An 18,424-nucleotide genomic window follows, 5' to 3' on the forward strand; every position below is an offset into this window, starting at 1 on the left:
TCCGGCTCGTCAGGGGTGGTGCACGCGAGCGTGCACCAGGGATTCGATGACCTGGCATGCGGCGTCGAATTCGACGGTCTTGTCGAAGAAGTAGTCGGCTCCGGCCAACGCGCATGCCTCTCTGAATGCCGGCGCCGAGTGATTCGTCAGCACGATCGTGACGATGCGCGGCGCGGCCTTCGACAGCGTCCCGATCAGCTCGAGGCCGCTGCCGTCCGCCAGCCGCAGGTCGACGATCACCACGTCCGCCTGGCTGCTGCGGATATGGGCCCACGCGTCCTGGCCGTCTTCCGCTTCGCCGACGACGGCGACACCGCGGATCGCGCCGACGAGCAGCGCGATCCGCTGCCGGACGGCGGCGGCATGATCGACGAGAAACACCCGGAGCGCGGCGGGTAACTGGCTGGCATTCATGCCGGCAGTATCGTGTTGCGCCGCCGAAATTGAAATCGGCCGAATTGGAAGTTGATGTAGGCCGCTGCGACGCGTTGTAGGGCGATTCCTACAACGCGTACGGAATATCGCCGGAACGGCCCCGAGGTGGCGATGCCGCGAGCGCGGCTGAAGGGGGAGGTTGGCGGGTCAGCCGGCCTGGCGCGCGGCCAGCGCATCGCGCGCCGTGCGGCACGCGGCTAGATCCCACGCCGCACAGCCGACGCTCTTGAACAGCAGCGGCCCGGTGCGGTCGAATGCGCCGGCCAGCACGTCGGCGAGCGACGCGACGTGCTGCCAGTCGACCTGCGCGACGATCAGGTCGCCGGCCTCGTGGCGCGCGCCGGCCGGATCGTCGACGACCAGCCGGCTCGCGCGCACCGTGTTCGCGTCGATCTCGGCCGCGTCCGCGGTAAACGCGCCGACGCCGACCACGAGCCGGCCTTCGCGCGCGGCCTCGCGATAGACGGGCGTGCGGCTCGTCGTCAGCGTAACGACCACGTCGATCGCATCGGGAATCGCGTCGCCGTCGAGCGGCACGAGATGCGGCGCCTGTGCGCGATGCGCGGCACAGAATGTCGCTGCGCTGTCGGCGCGCGCGCCGCGCACGTGGAGGCGCGCTTCGGGAAAGATCGCGGCGAGCGCTTCCGCGTGATTGGCCGCCTGTTTCCCGGTGCCGATCAGCAGGATGTCGCGCGGCGCGACGCCATGCAGCGCCTGGATGCCGAGCGCGGTGATGGCCGCCGTGCGGCGCCCGGTGACCGTCGGGCCGTCGAGCGCGAAGCGCATCTCGCCGGTGGTCGCGTCGTAGGCGGTGACCTGGCCGAGGATGGTCGGCAGCCCGCGCGCGCCGTTGCCGGGGCACACGTTCACGAGCTTGTGGGTTGCGAGGTCGCGCGCGCTCGACGGCATCGACAGCATCACGCCGCCCGCCTGCAGCGGCACGACCAGGCGTTCGGGGCTGACGATTTCGCCCGCCGCATAGTCGGCGACGGCTTGCCTGAGCGTGGCGAGCAGCGCCGGGTAGTCGAGCAGCGCGGCCGTGTCGGCCGCATCTAAAACGGGAATCGGGGAAAGAGCGGTCATCGTGTACGTCGTGCGTCGGTGAGCGTGGACGACGGGCGCATGCCGCGCCCGCCAAGAGCTGCCGGATACCGTGACACAGGGCAGTGTGGATCGAATCTATACCACTTGCTGGCCCAACCGCAACCCAGAAAATAAAGCGCCTCGCCGGTTTTGGTTCTAATATCTGTCCAGAAGGGCCGCCATGGCCTCGATGCCGGCGCGCTCCGGTATAGTGCGAACCCATTCCAGATTCACGCCCGCGACCGGGCAGGAGCCATACGATGATGTCCGCGCGTCCCGACACACTCGAAGGCGGTTTCAGGCCGCTGCAGATCTACGAGCAGGTGGCCGAGAAGATCCGCGACGAAATTCGCGCGGGGCGCTATGCCGCCGAGTCGCGGCTGCCGTCCGAGCGCGAGCTCGCGGGGCTGTTCCAGGTCGGCCGGCCGGCCGTGCGCGAGGCGCTCGGCGCACTGCAGAACGAAGGGCTCGTGTTCACGAAGCGCAATTCGGGCACCTACGTCGTCGCGTCGCCGCTCGACGTGCTCGCGGCGCGCGGCGACACGCACCGGGCGTCCGAGCCCGATTTCAGCCCGACCTCGACGCTCGACGTGCGGCTGATCCTGGAGCCGGCGATCGCGCGCCTCGCGGCTGCGCACGGCCGCGCCGACCCCGGCGCCGAACGCTATCTGGCCCAGATGGAAACCATTACCGACGTCGACGATCCGCATCAGCGCGCGCTGTGGAACGAGAGCGACCGGCTGTTCCACCGGCAACTCGCGCTGATGACCGGCGACGCGCTGATCGTGAAGATCGCGGACGAAGTCGCGAAGACGATGGACCAGCCGCTGTGGAAGCGGCTGAAGGACGACGGCATCTACGATGCGGGCCGGATCCGGCTCTACGTGTCCGAACACCGGCTGATCTACGAGGCGATCGTGTCCGGCGATGCCGACGCGGCGGCGTTCTATGTCGAGCAGCACATCCGCCGCGTGCGGCGCGACATCACGCCGAAGTGACCGTGCCGGGCTCGTTCTGGTCTGAAAAATGACCAAAATCGACATTTTTATTTTGAAATTGCTTGCACGGTGACCACACGTATCCTACATTGGTTTCACACAAAACCAATCAGGAGACATCATGCGACACCTCGTTACCGCGCTCTCGGTGGCCCTCGCCGCCGGCGCGCTGACTTCCGCGCACGCGCAGGAAGTCGTCATGATCGGCCATTCGGCGCCGCTGACCGGCCCGCAGGCCGCGAACGGCAAGGACAATGAAAACGGCGCGCGCCTGGCCGTCGACGAACTCAACAAGGCCGGCATCAAGGTCGCCGGCAAGAACGTCACCTTCAAACTGGTCTCCGACGACGACCAGGCCGACCCGAAGGCCGGCGTGCAGGTTGCGCAGAACCTCGTCGACAAGGGCGTCGTCGCGGTGCTCGGGCCGTACAACTCGGGCGTCGCGATTCCCGCCTCGCGCGTGTACTCGACTGCCGGCGTGCCGATGCTGCCGGTGGCGTCGAACCCGGCACTGACGAAGCAGGGCTTCAAGAACATCTTCCGGATCGGCGCGAGCGACGAGCAGCTCGGCGGCACGATGGCGACCTTCGCCGCGAAGACGCTGAACGCGAAGACCGCCGCCGTGATCGACGATCGCACCGCGTACGGGCAGGGCGTGGCCGAGCAGTTCATGAACGTCGCGAAGGCGAACGGGATCAAGATCGTCGACCAGGAATTCACGAGTTCGTCGGCCACCGATTTCCTCGGCATTCTCACCAAGATCAAGGCCAGCAACCCCGACGTGATCTTCCTCGGCGGCTATGCGGCACAGGGCGCGCCGATGGCCAAGCAGATGAAGCAGCGCGGCCTGCGCGCGAAGCTGCTCGGCGGCGACGGCATCTGCTCGGCCGACATGGGCAAGGTCGCGGGCGAGGCGGCGTCGATCGTCTACTGCGCGCAGGGCGGCGTCGCGCTCGAGAAGACGGCGGCCGGGCGCGAATTCCTGAAGAAGTACCACGACACGTATCACACCGATACGCAGGTCTATGGCGTGAACTACTACGACGGGATGAAGCTGCTCGCCGACGCGATGGTCAAGGCCGGCACGACCACCGACAAGGCGAAGCTGATCGCGCAGCTCGCGAAGTCGGACTACAAGGGCGTCGCGGGCACCTATTCGTTCGACGCGAACGGCGACCTGAAGGGCGCACCGACCACCGTCTACGTGATCCGCAACGGCCTGCCGGAACCGTACGCGAAGTAACGGCCAGCCTGCCATCGGACGGCGGCGCGGCCGCCGTTCTTCGTTTCAACGCTTTCGAACACTCATGAAAATTTCCCGATCCCTTTCCACCGTCGAAGTCCATACCGGCGGCGAAGCGTTCCGCATTGTCACGAGCGGGCTGCCGCGCGCGCCCGGCGACACGATCGTCCAGCGCCGCGCATGGCTGAAGGAGAACGCCGACGAGATCCGCCGCGCACTGATGTTCGAACCGCGCGGCCATGCCGACATGTACGGCGGCTACCTGACCGAGCCCGTGTCGCCGAACGCGGATTTCGGCGTGATCTTCGTGCACAACGAGGGCTACAGCGACCATTGCGGGCACGGCGTGATCGCGCTGTCGACCGCGGCGGTCGAGCTCGGCTGGGTGCAGCGCACGGTGCCGGAAACGCGGGTCGGCATCGACGCGCCGTGCGGCTTCATCGAGGCGTTCGTCAAATGGGACGGCGAGCACGCGGGGCCGGTGCGCTTCGTCAACGTGCCGTCGTTCATCTGGCAGCGCGACGTGTCGGTCGAGACGCCGTCGTTCGGCACCGTGACCGGCGACATCGCATACGGCGGCGCGTTCTACTTCTACGTCGACGGTGCGCCGTTCGACCTGCCGGTGCGCGAAGCGGCGGTGGAACGGCTGATCCGCTTCGGCGCGGAAGTGAAGGCCGCCGCGAACGCGAAGTACCCGGTCGTGCATCCGGAGATCCCGGAAATCAATCACATCTACGGCACGATCATCGCGAATGCGCCGCGCCACCCGGGCTCGACGCAGGCGAACTGCTGCGTGTTCGCGGATCGCGAGGTCGACCGTTCGCCGACGGGCTCCGGCACCGGCGGCCGGGTCGCGCAGCTCTACCAGCGCGGGCTGCTCGCGGCCGGCGACACGCTCGTCAACGAATCGATCGTCGGCACGGTCTTCAAGGGACGCGTGCTGCGCGAAACGACGGTCGGCGACATCCCGGCCGTGATTCCGGAAGTGGAAGGCAGCGCGCATATCTGCGGATTCGCGAACTGGATCGTCGACGAGCGCGATCCGCTGACCTACGGTTTTCTCGTGCGCTGAGTCGCCGCGCCGATCGGCCGCGCCCGGCGCGGCCGCCCGTTTGTCGTACCAGGCTTGGCGCGTCGTTCCCGTTGCGGGGCGCGCGCCTTTTTTGCGTGGGGACCGCCCGCGCAGCCGCCACGGGTAGGTCGCCGCCAGGCCATCGCCGTCCGGCGGCCCGCGCGAGTTTGGTACGATGCACCCTTTTCAGCCGAGCTCCACCCGAGTGAATCGCCGAAACGTGTCGTCAGTGCGTGCCTTCTGTGCCAGATGGGTCGCGCGCGCCCAACCCGTCGCGGCTGCCGCCGTCGCGCGGGTCAAGCCTCTCGCCGCCACCGCGTGGCACCATGTCCGTCACCCGACGCGCCGCGGCGTGCTGCTCGCTGGCGCCGCCGTGCCGGCGCTGTTCGTGGTGTACGTGGTCGTGCTCATTCCGTTCACGCCGGGCATCGGCGACATCCGCAAGGCGCGCGTCGACCAGCCCGCCCAAGTGCTGTCCGCCGACGGCAAGCTGCTGGCCGAATTCAAGCCGTCCAACCGCGAGTGGGTGCCGCTCAAGCAGATCTCGCCGCACATGGTCGACGCGTTGATCGCGACCGAGGATCACCGTTTCTACGAGCATCACGGCCTCGACTGGAAGCGTACGGCGTCGGCCGCGCTCCACACGTTCTCGGGCAGCCGCCAGGGCGGCTCGACGATTACGCAGCAGCTCGCGCGCAACCTTTACCCGGACGAGATCGGCCGTGCGCCGACGCTCACGCGCAAGGTGAAGGAGGCGATCACCGCGCTGAAGATCGAGGCGGTCTACAGCAAGGACCAGATTCTCGAGACCTACCTGAACACGGTGCCGTTCCTGTACAACGCGTACGGCGTCGAGATGGCCGCGCGCACCTATTTCGACAAGTCGGCCGACGAGCTCGACGTGCTCGACAGCGCGACGCTGGTCGGGATGCTGAAGGGCAACAGCTACTACAACCCGGTGCTGAACCCCGAGCGCGCGCTGCAGCGCCGCAACACGGTGCTCGGCCAGATGGTGAAGTACGGCAAGCTGTCGCCCGCGCAGTTCGCGCAGTTGCAGCGTCGGCCGCTGCGGATCGACTTCGAGCGCCAGAAGGAGCCGCCGGGGCCGGCGCCGCACTTCGCGCAGCAGCTGCGCAAATGGCTGATCGCGTGGGCCGACCGCAACGACTACAACATCTACTCGGACGGGCTGATCGTGCGCACGACGATCGACGCGCGGCTGCAGCAGATGGCGACGCAGGCGCTCACGCTGCAGGGCAACCAGTTGCAGGGCATCGCGAACAGCGCGTGGAGCGGCCGCGACGGCTGCGGCACCGACAACGAGGTGTTCCGCACCTTCATGCGCGAGTCGCCCGAGTACAAGGCCGCGCAGGACGCCGGCAAGAACGACGCGGCCGCGATGAAGCTGCTCGCGGCCGACCGGGGTTTCATGCGCGCGCTGTGCAAGACGAAGACCGACGTGCAGGCCGGCTTCCTCGCGATCGATCCGCGCGACGGGCAGATCCGCGCGTGGGTCGGCAGCCGCGACTTCACCAACGAACCGTTCGACCACGTCGCGCAGGCGCGGCGCCAGCCGGGCTCGACGTTCAAGCCGTTCGTCTATGGCGCCGCGTTCGCGAACGGGATGAAGCCGGACGATACCTTGATCGACCAGCCGGTCGAGATCCCGTTGAAAGGCGGCGAGATCTGGCGGCCGAACGACGACGTGCCGCCGACCGGCAAACCGATGACGCTGCGCGACGCGGTCGCGCTGTCGCGCAACCGGATCACCGCGCAGGTGATGGAGAAGGTCGGCCCGGCTGCCGTGGCCCGACTCGCACGCGACATGGGCGTGCGCGAAAGCCCGCTCGAACGCGTGCCGTCGCTGGCGCTCGGCACGAGCCCGGTCACGCTGAAGGAGATGGTCGCGTCGTACGCGACGATCGCGAATGGCGGGCTGTATGTCGAGCCGCAGATGGTGACGCGCATCGAGAACCGTCAGGGCGACGTGCTCGCCGAATACGCGCCGGCGCCGCCCGAGCGCGCGCTCGACGCCGAAACCGACAAGACGCTGCTCAGCGTGATGCGCGACGTCGTGACGCGCGGCACGGGCGGCAGCATCCGCACGCGCTTCGGGATCCGCGGTGACGTGGCCGGCAAGACGGGCACGACGCAGGACAACGCGGACGGCTGGTTCATCCTGATGCAGCCCGGTCTCGTCGCCGGCGCGTGGGTCGGTTTCGACGACGGCCGCGTGACGCTGCGCAGCGACTACTGGGGGCAGGGCGCGCACAGTGCGCTGCCGATCGTCGGCGATTTCTTCCAGCGTGCGCAGCGCGCCCGGATCATCGATACGAAGGCGAAATTCGATACCGAGCCGTCGCCGGGCTGGTTCGCGTCGCTGCGCGAACGCGCGACGGACCTGTTCGATACGTGGTTCCCGCCCGACACGAAGAAGGCGCCTGCACCGGTCAGGACGCAGCGGGTGGAGCGGGCGCCCGAGGCGGATACCGGCGAGGCATCGGCCGCATCGGCTGCCTCGGCGCCCGAAGCGGCATCCGGGGGCATCGTCGAGGAATGGGTGCCGGCGTCCGAAGTGGCCGCGTCGGCCGCCGCGCTGTCGGCGGGGGCGTCGCAGCCGCAGTGGCAACCCGCGCAGCCGCCCGCGGGGGCGAGCGCGGCGGGCGGAAGCAGCGCGGGCCTCGGCGCCGCACCGGCGGCCGCCCCTTCGACCGCACCGTCCCAGGCGCCGGTACCGGCCGCGCCCGACGCGAGCGGCGCATCGCAGTAACGGAGCCGTTCAGAATGCGCGCGATGCTGCCGTAATCAAGTTGTCATGACAGCACGCGCGGTCGCTCCGCGCCTCCCCGATGAGGCTATCTCCCGACTACGTCACGCTCGCGCGTGACGATCTCGCCGCCGGCGTCCCGCTCGGCTTCGATCTCTACGATGCCGACGGCGCCGCGCTGCTGCCGGCCGGCACGACGCTGCGCGATGCCGCGCAGCATGCCTTCCTGTTCGACCATTTCCGGCCGGTCCGGCGGCGCGATGCCGCCGAGGCCACCGAGGTCGCGGCCGAGCCGCGCGTGCCCGACGGGGTGCCGCACGCCACGCGGATGGGGTTGTCGGCGGGCACGTCGATCGGCATCCGCCGCCGGGTCGGCACGACGCGCGCGCTGCAGCGTTGCCGGCTGATCGGCATCGCCGCGTCGGGCGCGCTGTTCGTCGAGCCGCAGCCGTCGGTTGCGCTCGACTTCGCGCGTGGCGACGATATCGAGGCCGTGGCGATCGGCCGGGCCGCAGTGTCGCGTTTCGGCGCGACGGTCGAGTCGATGCAGACGTCGGGCGGCGCGCAGTTCCTGGTGCTGTCGCCGCCCGGCTTCGTCGACCGGCTGCGCACGCGCGCGGAGCCGCGCGTGCCGGTGCGGATCGCCGCCTGTTGCGCGGGCGGGTCGGAGGGGGCGGAAGGCATCGGGATGGTGCACGACATCAGCTTGAGCGGCCTGTCGATTGCCGTCGACCGGCCGATCGCCGCAATCGGCGAACCCTTGCGCGTGCAGCTTCCATACGCGGCGGGCGACTGGGTCGAGCTGCTGGCGCTCGACGGCACGGTGCGGGCCGTCCATGCCGACCCGGCCGCGCCCGCGCTGACGCTGCATCACGCGGCGTTCGGCGCGACCGGCGCCGACGACCTGATCCGCCTCAAGGCGCTGCTGTTCGACCGGATGATGGCGTCGTCGGATACCGACCGGCGGCGCTGACGCAGGGCTGGACGCACGGTGCGCCGTGCCACGGTATTCAGTACGTGAATGCCGATAATCATCTGATGATTCGGTGTATTCCGTCGCGATTGTATGGTTTCCGTCAACAGTGAATTCGCGATTTAAGTATTTACCCTGATAGCGTCGACTCCTAGACTTCTACTCATGCGCAACGACCCCGAGTCCGAAGCGCCTGACAAAACAATTCTGGAGGTAACGCATCATGAAATCGCTGATCAAGGCAGTTGCACTGGCCGCCCTGGTGGCCGCACCGGTCGTCTCGTTCGCCCAATCGAACCAGCAACCGCTGACGCGCGCGCAAGTGCGCGCCGAGCTGGTCCAGCTCGAAAAGGCCGGCTACAACCCGAACGACTGGATGAACTACCCGGAAAACATCCAGGCCGCACAGGCAAAGATCGCCGCCGCGCAGAACACCGGCGCGCAAGCGGATGCAACGGGCTACGGTTCGAACCCGGCTGCGGCGTCGCAATCGGGCCAGCGCGTGGTCGTGCCGGCCGCCACCGACCGTTCGTCGGTGTTCTTCGGCCACTAAGCCGGGCCGCGCCAGCAAGGGCGCCCGGTTTGCCGTTTCATCCGAAACCCGTGCACGGTATCCGTGTACGGGTTTTGTATTTGGGCCGCTGGAATGGGCGGGGCTGCGTGAGCGAGCGTGCCGCGCCTGACGGTCATCACCGCGTGCTGCCCGCCCGCCGGGCCCGCGCCGCGAGTACGGCCGCGACGCCGCCGAGGATCGCGGCCGATGCGAGCGCGAGCCGCCAGGTCGGCTGTTCGGACAGGAGCAGCACGGCGCCGCACGCGGCGATGGGCGGCACGGACAACTGAACCGCCGCGGCGCGCATCGCGGTGAGGTGCCGTAGTGCGGCATACCAGATCACGTAGCCGAGGCCAGACGTCAGCGCACCGGAAAGCGCGGCGAGCGCGATGCCGGCCGGCGTGACGTGCACGCGGGCGGCGAGTGCGACGCTCAGCGCGAGTGCCAGCGGCGCCGCGTGCAGGAAGTTGCCGGCGGTGGCTGCGACCGGATCGACGGGCCGACGGCCACGGATCGAATAGATCCCCCATGCGATGCCGGCTGCCGTCATCAGCGCGGCGCCGCGCGGCGTCGGCGCGGCGAGCCCGGGCGACACGAGATAGACCAGCCCGCCGAGCGCCGCGCCGAACCCGGCCCAGCCGGTCGCGGCAAACCGCTCGCCGGCATGCCATCCCGCCGCGAACATCGTCAGTTGCACCGCGCCGAACAGGATCAGCGCGCCGGTGGCCGCGCTGACGGTCAGATACGCGAACGAGAAGCACGTGACGTACACGAACAGCATCGCCGCAGCCGGCCAGTCGGCGGGCGGGGCGGGTCGTCGTGCGCCCGCACGCGCGACGATCGCGAGCATCAGCGCGCCCGATACGAGGCGCAGGCTGCCGAAGCTGGCCGCGTCGATCCGTCCGGCCTGCAGCGCGAGCCGGCACAGCAGTGAATTCGATGCGAACGCGAGCATCGCGATCGACGTCAGCGCAACGGCGCGCATGCCCGGCCGGACATGCAGCACGAGGGCGGGCGCGGGCGGTCGCATCGCGGGCCTCACGCGTGACTGGCGACGATCAGCACGGCCGCGCCGAACAACGCGGCGCCGAGCGGCGCCGTGAGCGCCTGCCCCCACGACGCGTTCTTCTCGAGGGCCATCAACGCGGCGAGCGCCAGCATCCAGCCGAGACTGCCGGCGCCGACGACGAACATCAGCAGCATCAGCGCCCAGCAGCAGCCGACGCAGAAGAGCCCATGGCTGACGCCCAATGCAAACGCATGACGCATCGGCGTGCGGCCGCGCCAGCGGCTGATCACGAAACTGAAGGGGGTGCGGCACCGGTCGAGGCAGTGCGTCTTCAGTCCGCTGAACTGGAACGCGCCGGCGAGCGCGAAGACGGCCGCACCGATCAGCCAGCCGCGCCACGCCAGCGCGGGCACCCGTGCGAGCCCCGTCAGCAGCAGCCCGTGCAGCCCATGCGCGACGAGACCGAAGGCGCTCCACGTGGCGACGTAGCCGAGGCCGACGAGCGTGAGCAGGCGCGTCTGGTCGGGGCGGCTCGCGACGACGCGGGCGAACGCGTCGAACAGCGACAGCGTCGTCGGCAGCATCATCGCGAGGATCATCAGCGTCCAGCCGGCCGCGGTGAACATGGCCGGCAGCCACAGCGCGCCACCGGGCAGCGCGCGGCAAAGCGCGCTGAACGGTTCGACCGACGCGCCGTCGCCGTGGTCGAGGTAGCGCCCGTAAGGACTGCGCGTCCACGCCCACAGGGTGAGCCAGGCGAACGCGACGAGACTCGCGAGCACGAGCGGAAACAGGCGCCGGTGCAGCGACGCAGCCATGATCGTCGGCGTGCGATCGCGCGTCACGCGTCGAACCGGAACGTGCTCTGCAGCGCGTTGTGATTCTTCAGGTCGACGTCGATGCCGATCGCCGCATTCTTCGACCGGTAGATGGGCGCCTTGCCGACGAACACCGGCGCGCCGGGCACCGTCGAGAACACGGTGTCGGTCAGCGTCGTCTGCGCGCCGCTCGGGCCGAGGTACGGCTCGAGTTCCGCGTGGTAGTCGGTGCCGATCGACAGCGTGCCGCGAGCCCCTTCGACATTGAACGTGATCGGCGCGCGTTCGATCGACACGACCGTGCCGATCAGTTTCGCGAGTTCGGCGATCGGGCCGCCGGCCTGGCCCGTGTAGACCCTGAGGAGCGCCTGCTCCTGCGCTTCGGACGCCGTGTCGCTGACGTAGATCGCAGCCGTCCAGTTGCCTTCGAGGATGTTGCCGGGCACCCGGCACACGGCGGCGATCGTGTTGCCGCCCACGTCGACGCCGTCGACGGTGCCCTTGTCGACATGCCACGCGACGATCGTGTCGCAGACGCCGAAATCGGGATCCTCGCCGATCCAGCACGGGCAGAGTACGCGACAGTTGCAGACCTCGAGCAGACGGCCTTCAAGGTGATAACTCATGATTCCCTCCAGGGGGCGACGGCGCAGGCACGTTGGGCTGGGGGGAGGAGGCTGGCAGACGAATCGTCACCCCGCTCGGCGATGCGAACGCGAAATGCGCTGAGGAATGCGCGGAAGCGGAGACGGGATGGATGCGATAGCGCGGGCCTGAAGCGGCGTATCGATTTTCAAGTGTAGGTGCGAAGGGGCGATATGCAAGCCGTCGCAGGCTGCGACACCGGCTGACAAGCCGGCGCGCGTGCGCTAGCATCGCGATCGGTGTCGCCACGAGAGACGGCGGCCGATGCGCGACCGCGCGGCAAGCCCGGCACCGGGTTCCACGACTTCAACGAACAACAAGGAGCATCCATGCGTGTCATGACCGGTCTGCTGTGCTCGCTCGCCCTGGCGGCGAACCTCGCCCACGCGCAGGCGAATTGTGCCGACGCGACGGATCAGGCGGCGATGACGGCGTGCGCCGATCGCGCGTACAAGAAAACCGACGGGGAACTGAACCGGACGTACCAGGCCGTCACCGCGCGCCTGCGCGACGCGCGGCCGCTTGCCGACAAACTCGTGAACGCGCAGCGTGCGTGGATCGCGTACCGCGACGCCGAATGCAGCTTCTCCAGCGCGAACGCCGAGGGCGGCAGCGTGTATCCGATGGTCGTGTCGACCTGCCTCGACGATCTGACGAAAGCCCGTACCGAAACGCTGAAGGGCTATCTGTCCTGCGAGGAAGGCGATCTCGCGTGCCCCGTGCCGGCCAAGTAAGCGGGTAAGCGGGGGGCGCCGCCCGGCCGGCGCATGTGGTGCGGCCGGCGGCACCTGCCATCCAGCCGCGGCCGGGCGTCGTCCGCTACACGTTGTCCGTTACACGTCGTCCGTTTCGTCGAGCAGCTTGTGCCGCATCGCGTACCGCACCAGCGCCGCTTCGTGCGGCATCTGCATCTTTTCCAGGATCCGCGTCTTGTAGGTGCTGACCGTCTTCGCGCTCACGCACAGCGCGTTGGCGATCTCGGTCAGCGTCTGGCCGGCGGCGATCCGCCGGAACACGTCGAATTCGCGGTCGGACAGCCGCTGGTGCGGCAGCGTCTCGGCCGGCTCGTTCAGGCTCTGCGCGAACTGTTCGGCCATCGCGAGGCTCACGTAGACGCCGCCTGACGCCACCTTCGTGACCGCGCCGACCAGCTCGGCGCTCGCGCTTTCCTTCGTCAGATACCCGGATGCACCGGCGCGAAACGCGCGCACCGCGTATTGCTGCTCCGCGTGCATGGTCAGCACGAGGACGCGCAGCGCGGGCTTCTCGTCCTTGATCTGCTTGATCAGTTCGACGCCGTTGCGGCCCGGCATCGACAGGTCGAGCACGAGCACCTGCGCGGGCGTGGCGCGTATGAGCGCGATCGTCGACGGGCCGTCGCAGGCTTCGCCGGCCACCTCGAATCCGGTGGCGTTCTGGAGGATGTGCCGCAGACCGTCGCGTACGAGCGTATGGTCGTCGGCGATGAGTACCTTGATCATGTAGTGGGCGTTTCCTGTTGGACGGTACTGAGCGGGAACGCGACGGTGATCGAGAAACCGCGCGCGAGCGCGGTGTCGATCGTCACGGTGCCGCCCAGCATGTGGGCGCGTTCGCGAATGCCGATCAGGCCGAACGATTTGTCTTCATGGGCCGGGCCGCCGGGGGCCGAGCCGCGGCCGTTGTCCGCGACACGCAACACGCAGAAGCCGTCCTCGACGTCGAGCCGCAGCGCGACGCGCGTCGCATCCGCGTGGCGCGCGACGTTCGTCAACGCTTCCTGGACGATCCGGAACAACGTGGTCGCGCCCGCGCTGGTGAACGTGAGCCCGCCGGTTTCGACGTGCCGCTCGACATCGATTCCGTAGCGGTTCGTGAAATCGTTCGCGAGCCATTCGATCGCGGGAACGAGGCCGAGATCGTCGAGCATCACGGGCCGCAGGTCGGCCGCGATGCGCCGCACCGACGCGACCGTCGCGTCGATCAGCCGTCGCATGCCCTGCAGGTGCGTCTGCACGTCTTCGTCGGGTTGTGTGCGACCCGGCACGCGCAACTGCTGTTCGACCACCGACAGATCCATCTTCAGCGCGGTGAGCTGCTGGCCGAGGTCGTCGTGCAGTTCGCGCGCGATGCGGGTCTTTTCCTCTTCGCGCACGTTCTGCAGGTTCGCCGACAGTTCGCGCAATTCCTCACGCGACTGCTTCAGCGCGTTATCGGCACGCTGCCGCTCGGTGATGTCGCGCAGCATCACCGTATAGAGCTTGCCCGACGCGTCGCGGATCTGCGAGATCGACGCCTCGATCGGGAATTCCTCGCCGTTGGCGCGCAGCCCGAACAGCACCCGCTGGCGGCCCATTTGCCGCTCGGACACGCCCGTCACGCCGAACTGGTCGACGTGCTTGGCGTGCGCGGCGCGGAACCGCTCGGGGATGAAGCGCGACAGCGGCGCACCGATCGCCTCCATCGCGGACACGCCGAACACCTGCTCGGCCATCGGATTGAAGATCACGACCGTCTGTTTTTCGTCGATCGTGATGATCGCTTCCATCGACGAACGGATGATGCCCATCATCCGCGCCTCGTTGAGAATGCCGCGGCTGCTCGCGCCCGGATCGGCGGCGGAGCGGCCGCGCAGCAGCGCATGGATCAGCACCGCGAACGCGATCGACGCGATCAGGCCCGCGGCGAGCACGGTGCCGGCCGCGCGCTGCGCGCCGGTGGCGCTCGGGCGGCCGTCCGCGGAATACGCGAGCGTCAGCACGGTGCCGCCGAAATTCAGTTCGTCGGTGCGCCGCATCAGGTCGGGCGATGCCGACGCCTCGTCGGTCGTCGTTTCGACGCTGACGATCGCGCGCCGGTCGCCGCCGGCGGTGATCCACACGTCGATCCCGCGTTCCGCGTCGAGCGCACGCTCGACCAGGCGGCGCGGGCTCAGTGCCGCGAACAGCACGCCGTCGCCGTCGGTTTCGCGCGGGCCGGGCGGTGCGGCGGCCGCACGCGGCGCCGCGGCAACCGGCAGGAACAGCGTGAAGGTGCGGGCGTCGCGGGACGTGTCGTCGTCGGCCGGGTGGACGCCGAGCGCGACGTCACCGGTCTGCAGCGCGCGCGCGAGCGGCGCCGCATCGGACGCGCCGAAGCGCACGACCGGTGAATTCGACGCCGGTGCGCTGAGCGCGGCGGTCGCGAGCGTGCCGGCCGGCATCGGCTTCGCGCCGGCGAGGGCGGTGCGCGTCGCGGGCGGCAGCGGGGCATAGCCGATCTGGCGGACCGGCGAGCGCCCGCTGTCGAGGTCGAGCATCTCCGCATACCGGCGCCATTGTTCGGGCGTCATGCCCGGGACGAGGTTGAACGCGCCGCGCGCGCCTTCGAGCACGGCCGCGCTGGATTGCAGCTCATGGCGGAGCATCGCCGTCACATGCGTCGTGCGGCGTTCGAAACGCGTATGGACGGCGCCTTGCCACTGCTCGCGCACGAGCAGCGCGACGCCGAGCGACAGCACGGCGCCGGCGCACAGGGCAACGACGCTGGCCGCGAGCGGCTGGCGTAACATGGTCGGGAGGCGCGTGGGCCCTCGGGTGTCACGCGTCGGGGTTCCACTTGCGGTCATTCGATTGGCATTCTGTTGTCAGGGGCCGCGCCCTGGCACCGGGAGCGGCACAGCAAAACCGGGCGAAACTCGCACCGGCTGCGCGCAACGTCTAATTTCAAGATGAAATTGTGCGCGATTTACATGTTTTTTGTAATGGGGTCACTGGAAATTGCGGCAACCGGCGTGAAGCAGCGGGCGCGCCGGCCGCGCTTGACGCGCATCAACGGGCGCGTCGGCACGTGGGGCAGACTGTTCGGCAGGCCATCCGGCATCGGGCCGGTGGCGATGACGGGCCGCCGTCGCGCGACGCGCGATGCGTGCCCGGTCGGAGGGACGGACCATGTACAAGCGGATTTTCGTCGGGCTCGACGGTAGCCCGAGCGCGCGTCTCGCGCTGAACGAGGCGATCCGGATCGCGGCGGCGTCCGGCGGCGACGTGACCTGCGCGTATGTCGTCGAGCACCGGCCGCAGCTCGTCGACGTCGATGCGGGCTTCGCGGCCGCGCGCGAGGGCGATGCGGCCGCGACCGATGCCGTGACGCCGGCGCTCGACGAGGCGAAGGCCGTGCTCGCGCAGGCGCACGTGTCGGGCACCGTGCGCGCGCTCGACGCGTACGGCGAGGATGTCGCCACCGTGCTGATGCGCACGGCGGCCGAAGCCGATGCCGACCTGATCGTGATGGGCACGAGCGGGCGGCATGGCCTGCGCCGGCTGCTGCTCGGCAGCGTCGCCGAATCGCTGCTGCGCGCGGCCGACCGGCCCGTGCTGCTGGTGCGGCACAGCGAACCCGGCACGCCGGCGGCTGCGTGACGCACGCGGCAACGCGCCGACGGTGACGCACGGGCGCTGCGGGCGGCGGCCGTCTCGCGTATTCGTCGGACGACGGCGTGATGAGACGGACGCGCCCGCCGCAGGGCGGGTGAGCGCGACTGCCGCTGCCGACATATCGACCGCGCGAGGGCGGCACGCCCGGTGTACGCCACGCGCGCAATCGCGCGCCGGCGGTTGCATCCCGACATGCAGTTCTGGCAGCATCGACCGGTGTCCGCTTGTTCGCCGTGCGCATGGCCGCGGCGATCGACGCAGCCGCATCCGGCGCTATGCGACCGCGTTCGCGATGAGCGAAGCGACGCCGTCCGCCGGGTGCCCGGTTCATTACCTTACCGACGTCATCCGCCATGCCGATCTCCGCTCCCGACCTGATTCGCCAGTTCGACCTGCAGCCGCATCCCGAAGGCGGCTATTTCCGCGAAACCTACCGTGCGCCCGATTCGGTCGTGCGTCCGGCCGACGGCGCGTCACGCGCCGCGTCGACCGCGATCTATTACCTGTTGTGCGACGGCGCGTATTCGTCGTGGCACCGGATCCGTTCCGACGAAGTCTGGCATTTCTACGCGGGCGACCCGATCGAGGTGTGGGTGCTCGACGAGCGCGACGGGCTGACGATCCACCGGCTCGGCAACCCGCTCACGCACCCGGGCACCGTGTTCCAGGCGGTCGTGCGGGCCGGGAGCTGGTTCGGCGCGCGCTGCGCGCTGCCGGAGCATGTCGCGCTCGTCGGCTGCACGGTGGCACCGGGCTTCGAGTTCGCGGAATTCGAGCTGGCCGACGCGGCCGCGCTGGCCGCCGCGTTTCCCGATTACGCGGAACACGTCGGGCAGCTTGCCCAGCGCACCGACATGTGACTGTCACGGTGGTGCCACCCAGCGCGCGAAGCCCGCGCCGATGGCGTGTGTTCCGCGCGGTCGCGGCCAAACCCGTTTAGAATGCCGTGGTGCATCGGGTCGGCCGCGGGCGTGCCGCGGCGGCCGTTGCCCCAGCCGTGCCGACGGCCCTCGTCGCACGGCTGCACGCCTTCCAGGAGCGCCGCCGTGTGGCACTTTCCCATTGCTATTCCATCGTCGCTCGGCCCCTGGGCAGTGTTCGCGAGCGTGTTGATCACGCAGCTCGGCGTGCCGGTGCCGGCCGTGCCGATGCTGATTCTCGGCGGCACGATGGCGGCAATGGGGCAGGCGTCCTGGGTCAGCATGTTCGCGGCGGCGATCGGCGCGACGATGCTGGCCGATTCGCTGTGGTTCTTCATGGGCCGCACGCGCGGCCGGCGCCTGCTGAACGGCCTCGTGCGCTTCTCGCTGTCGCTCGACACGACGCTGCGTTTCGCACGTAACGTCTTCGAAAGATACGGCGCACCGCTGCTGGTGCTGTCCAAATTCCTGCCGGGCCTCGGCCTCGTGTCGGCGCCGCTGCTCGGCACGACCGCGATCGGCGTCGGCGTGTTCCTGTTCTGGGACCTGGCCGGCGCATCGCTGTGGGCCGCGTTCTGGCTGGTCGGCGGCGCGGCCATTCATGACCAGATCGTCCAGTTCGTGCTGTGGGTGCGCGCGAGCGGCGGCACGATCCTCGATGCATTCCTCGCGATCTTCATCACGTTCCTGCTGTACCGCTGGGTGCGTCGCGTGCAGTTCCGCCGCTATCTCGCGCAGGTGCGCATCTCGCCGCCGCAGCTCGTCGAAATGATGACGTCGGACGAGCCGCCGCTGATCTTCGACGCGCGGCCGAAAGCGATCCGCGAGCGCGAACCGTACCGGATCGCCGGCGCGGTGCCGGTCGATCTCGATTCGCCGGACCTGCTCGATCCGGAGATGCTGAAGCGGCCGATCGTCGTGTATTGCGTCTGCCCGAACGAAGCGACCGCGAAGCGCCTGATCGCGAAGATGCAGCGCAAGAAGATGATCCACAACATCCGCGCGCTGAAGGGCGGCCTCGATGCGTGGGAGAAGCACGGCTATCCGGTCGAGCCGATGCCGGCCGATCTCGATGCATCGCGTTATTTCGTGCGTCCGGATCACGGGGCGATCGAAGGCGAATATACGGTGCGCGCGACATTGTCGAAATAAATCCGTGCGCGGGCGTCGCGCGCATTCGTATTCCACTACCGGTTTCACGCTCCGCGATTTTTACGAAAATCGGCTGGCGTGAAACGGCTTATCCTCCCTATAATCCCGCCTGCATATTGCGTGCGCCTGATCGCGCACCTTCGAAGCGTGTTCGTTCGCGCCGAAAGCGATTGATCCCGTCGCCGTCCGTTACGCGCACAGCCGCGTCACACGGGCCGCGCGGGCGTATTCCGTGAAAGGCCCGATCCGTTTTCCGGATTGTTTCGGAACATACGGATAATCGGCGGAGATTCCCATCGGATTGACGCAATATCCGTGTCGTTTCTAATTCAGAAAACGACAGCGGAGATTATTTCGTTTTC

Annotated in this window: 17 protein-coding genes; 10 read left to right on the top strand and 7 right to left on the bottom strand. The window is 68.9% G+C overall.

Going from position 1 to position 18,424, the window contains the following annotated elements; genetic code table 11:
* Positions 1 to 9 precede the first annotated feature (9 nt).
* Together CFB34_RS10690 and lhpI are read right to left on the bottom strand one after the other, a co-directional pair.
* A complete protein-coding gene (locus CFB34_RS10690; protein WP_089442518.1) occupies positions 10 to 414 on the bottom strand; it encodes a response regulator transcription factor in 405 nt (134 codons plus the stop codon).
* A 168-nt stretch (positions 415 to 582) separates the two neighbouring features.
* Positions 583 to 1,518 carry a bifunctional Delta(1)-pyrroline-2-carboxylate/Delta(1)-piperideine-2-carboxylate reductase gene (gene lhpI, locus CFB34_RS10695; RefSeq protein ID WP_089442517.1) on the bottom strand — a complete coding sequence of 312 codons (936 nt, stop codon included), beginning with the start codon at positions 1,516 to 1,518 and terminating at the stop codon, positions 583 to 585.
* A gap of 260 nt (positions 1,519 to 1,778) precedes the next feature.
* On the opposite strand from lhpI, the gene CFB34_RS10700 reads away from it, so the two are divergent.
* The 6 genes from CFB34_RS10700 to CFB34_RS10725 all read left to right on the top strand — a co-directional run bounded on the left by CFB34_RS10700 (position 1,779) and on the right by CFB34_RS10725 (position 9,124).
* Entirely contained in the window at positions 1,779 to 2,516 is a 738-nt protein-coding gene (locus CFB34_RS10700; protein ID WP_089442516.1) for a GntR family transcriptional regulator, read from the top strand.
* 121 nt (positions 2,517 to 2,637) lie between these two features.
* Positions 2,638 to 3,759: a branched-chain amino acid ABC transporter substrate-binding protein gene (locus tag CFB34_RS10705; protein WP_089442515.1), complete on the top strand. Its 1,122-nt coding sequence runs from the start codon at positions 2,638 to 2,640 to the stop codon at positions 3,757 to 3,759.
* A gap of 64 nt (positions 3,760 to 3,823) precedes the next feature.
* Positions 3,824 to 4,831 (top strand): trans-3-hydroxy-L-proline dehydratase, encoded by a 1,008-nt coding sequence (gene lhpH, locus CFB34_RS10710; protein WP_089427528.1) that lies wholly within the window; start codon positions 3,824 to 3,826, stop codon positions 4,829 to 4,831.
* Between the two features lie 175 nt (positions 4,832 to 5,006).
* A complete protein-coding gene (locus tag CFB34_RS10715; protein ID WP_089442514.1) occupies positions 5,007 to 7,601 on the top strand; it encodes a transglycosylase domain-containing protein in 2,595 nt (864 codons plus the stop codon).
* 79 nt (positions 7,602 to 7,680) lie between these two features.
* Entirely contained in the window at positions 7,681 to 8,571 is an 891-nt protein-coding gene (locus tag CFB34_RS10720) for a PilZ domain-containing protein (RefSeq protein WP_089442513.1), read from the top strand.
* Positions 8,572 to 8,794: 223 nt separating this feature from the next.
* Positions 8,795 to 9,124 carry a DUF4148 domain-containing protein gene (locus tag CFB34_RS10725; RefSeq protein ID WP_069251539.1) on the top strand — a complete coding sequence of 110 codons (330 nt, stop codon included), beginning with the start codon at positions 8,795 to 8,797 and terminating at the stop codon, positions 9,122 to 9,124.
* Between the two features lie 136 nt (positions 9,125 to 9,260).
* Here CFB34_RS10725 and CFB34_RS10730 read toward each other — a convergent pair whose 3' ends face one another.
* Genes CFB34_RS10730 through CFB34_RS10740 form a run of 3 tightly spaced genes read right to left on the bottom strand, consistent with a single transcriptional unit; the run spans position 9,261 to position 11,577 of the window.
* Positions 9,261 to 10,154 carry a DMT family transporter gene (locus CFB34_RS10730; RefSeq protein ID WP_089442512.1) on the bottom strand — a complete coding sequence of 298 codons (894 nt, stop codon included), beginning with the start codon at positions 10,152 to 10,154 and terminating at the stop codon, positions 9,261 to 9,263.
* 8 nt (positions 10,155 to 10,162) lie between these two features.
* Positions 10,163 to 10,951, bottom strand: a complete 789-nt coding sequence (locus CFB34_RS10735) for a DUF2182 domain-containing protein (protein WP_089442746.1) — start codon at positions 10,949 to 10,951, stop codon at positions 10,163 to 10,165.
* Positions 10,952 to 10,974: 23 nt separating this feature from the next.
* Positions 10,975 to 11,577, bottom strand: a complete 603-nt coding sequence (locus CFB34_RS10740; RefSeq protein ID WP_089442511.1) for a DUF1326 domain-containing protein — start codon at positions 11,575 to 11,577, stop codon at positions 10,975 to 10,977.
* A gap of 348 nt (positions 11,578 to 11,925) precedes the next feature.
* Between CFB34_RS10740 and CFB34_RS10745 the strand changes: the two genes are divergently transcribed.
* Positions 11,926 to 12,330 carry a lysozyme inhibitor LprI family protein gene (locus tag CFB34_RS10745; protein WP_089442510.1) on the top strand — a complete coding sequence of 135 codons (405 nt, stop codon included), beginning with the start codon at positions 11,926 to 11,928 and terminating at the stop codon, positions 12,328 to 12,330.
* Between the two features lie 99 nt (positions 12,331 to 12,429).
* On the opposite strand, the gene CFB34_RS10750 is transcribed toward CFB34_RS10745, so the two are convergent.
* Both CFB34_RS10750 and CFB34_RS10755 read right to left on the bottom strand, forming a co-directional pair.
* The gene (locus tag CFB34_RS10750; protein WP_039367385.1) at positions 12,430 to 13,077 is read right to left on the bottom strand and encodes a response regulator transcription factor; all 648 of its coding nucleotides are present in this window, start codon (positions 13,075 to 13,077) and stop codon (positions 12,430 to 12,432) included.
* Complete coding sequence (locus CFB34_RS10755; RefSeq protein WP_089442509.1) at positions 13,074 to 15,182, bottom strand: PAS domain-containing sensor histidine kinase; 2,109 nt, start codon at positions 15,180 to 15,182, stop codon at positions 13,074 to 13,076. Before CFB34_RS10755 ends, CFB34_RS10750 begins: the two co-directional genes overlap by 4 nt.
* Positions 15,183 to 15,504: 322 nt before the next feature.
* Here CFB34_RS10755 and CFB34_RS10760 point away from each other — a divergent pair, with 322 nt between their 5' ends.
* The 3 genes from CFB34_RS10760 to CFB34_RS10770 all read left to right on the top strand — a co-directional run bounded on the left by CFB34_RS10760 (position 15,505) and on the right by CFB34_RS10770 (position 18,062).
* Positions 15,505 to 15,975: a universal stress protein gene (locus CFB34_RS10760; RefSeq protein WP_089442508.1), complete on the top strand. Its 471-nt coding sequence runs from the start codon at positions 15,505 to 15,507 to the stop codon at positions 15,973 to 15,975.
* Positions 15,976 to 16,343: 368 nt separating this feature from the next.
* Positions 16,344 to 16,850 (top strand): cupin domain-containing protein, encoded by a 507-nt coding sequence (locus CFB34_RS10765; protein ID WP_089442507.1) that lies wholly within the window; start codon positions 16,344 to 16,346, stop codon positions 16,848 to 16,850.
* Between the two features lie 186 nt (positions 16,851 to 17,036).
* Positions 17,037 to 18,062 (top strand): DedA family protein/thiosulfate sulfurtransferase GlpE, encoded by a 1,026-nt coding sequence (locus CFB34_RS10770; protein ID WP_041493311.1) that lies wholly within the window; start codon positions 17,037 to 17,039, stop codon positions 18,060 to 18,062.
* Positions 18,063 to 18,424 lie beyond the last annotated feature (362 nt).

This window comes from Burkholderia sp. HI4860 (assembly GCF_002223045.2).
Classification (GTDB): Bacteria; Pseudomonadota; Gammaproteobacteria; order Burkholderiales; family Burkholderiaceae; genus Burkholderia.

Bases quoted from the DNA above. Each gene is read 5' to 3' on its own strand.
- CFB34_RS10690 (WP_089442518.1), bottom strand. From the start codon at position 414: ATGAATGCCAGCCAGTTACCCGCCGCGCTCCGGGTGTTTCTCGTCGAT.
- lhpI (WP_089442517.1), bottom strand. From the start codon at position 1,518: ATGACCGCTCTTTCCCCGATTCCCGTTTTAGATGCGGCCGACACGGCC.
- CFB34_RS10700 (WP_089442516.1), top strand. From the start codon at position 1,779: ATGATGTCCGCGCGTCCCGACACACTCGAAGGCGGTTTCAGGCCGCTG.
- CFB34_RS10705 (WP_089442515.1), top strand. From the start codon at position 2,638: ATGCGACACCTCGTTACCGCGCTCTCGGTGGCCCTCGCCGCCGGCGCG.
- lhpH (WP_089427528.1), top strand. From the start codon at position 3,824: ATGAAAATTTCCCGATCCCTTTCCACCGTCGAAGTCCATACCGGCGGC.
- CFB34_RS10715 (WP_089442514.1), top strand. From the start codon at position 5,007: ATGCACCCTTTTCAGCCGAGCTCCACCCGAGTGAATCGCCGAAACGTG.
- CFB34_RS10720 (WP_089442513.1), top strand. From the start codon at position 7,681: ATGAGGCTATCTCCCGACTACGTCACGCTCGCGCGTGACGATCTCGCC.
- CFB34_RS10725 (WP_069251539.1), top strand. From the start codon at position 8,795: ATGAAATCGCTGATCAAGGCAGTTGCACTGGCCGCCCTGGTGGCCGCA.
- CFB34_RS10730 (WP_089442512.1), bottom strand. From the start codon at position 10,154: ATGCGACCGCCCGCGCCCGCCCTCGTGCTGCATGTCCGGCCGGGCATG.
- CFB34_RS10735 (WP_089442746.1), bottom strand. From the start codon at position 10,951: ATGGCTGCGTCGCTGCACCGGCGCCTGTTTCCGCTCGTGCTCGCGAGT.
- CFB34_RS10740 (WP_089442511.1), bottom strand. From the start codon at position 11,577: ATGAGTTATCACCTTGAAGGCCGTCTGCTCGAGGTCTGCAACTGTCGC.
- CFB34_RS10745 (WP_089442510.1), top strand. From the start codon at position 11,926: ATGCGTGTCATGACCGGTCTGCTGTGCTCGCTCGCCCTGGCGGCGAAC.
- CFB34_RS10750 (WP_039367385.1), bottom strand. From the start codon at position 13,077: ATGATCAAGGTACTCATCGCCGACGACCATACGCTCGTACGCGACGGT.
- CFB34_RS10755 (WP_089442509.1), bottom strand. From the start codon at position 15,182: ATGACCGCAAGTGGAACCCCGACGCGTGACACCCGAGGGCCCACGCGC.
- CFB34_RS10760 (WP_089442508.1), top strand. From the start codon at position 15,505: ATGTACAAGCGGATTTTCGTCGGGCTCGACGGTAGCCCGAGCGCGCGT.
- CFB34_RS10765 (WP_089442507.1), top strand. From the start codon at position 16,344: ATGCCGATCTCCGCTCCCGACCTGATTCGCCAGTTCGACCTGCAGCCG.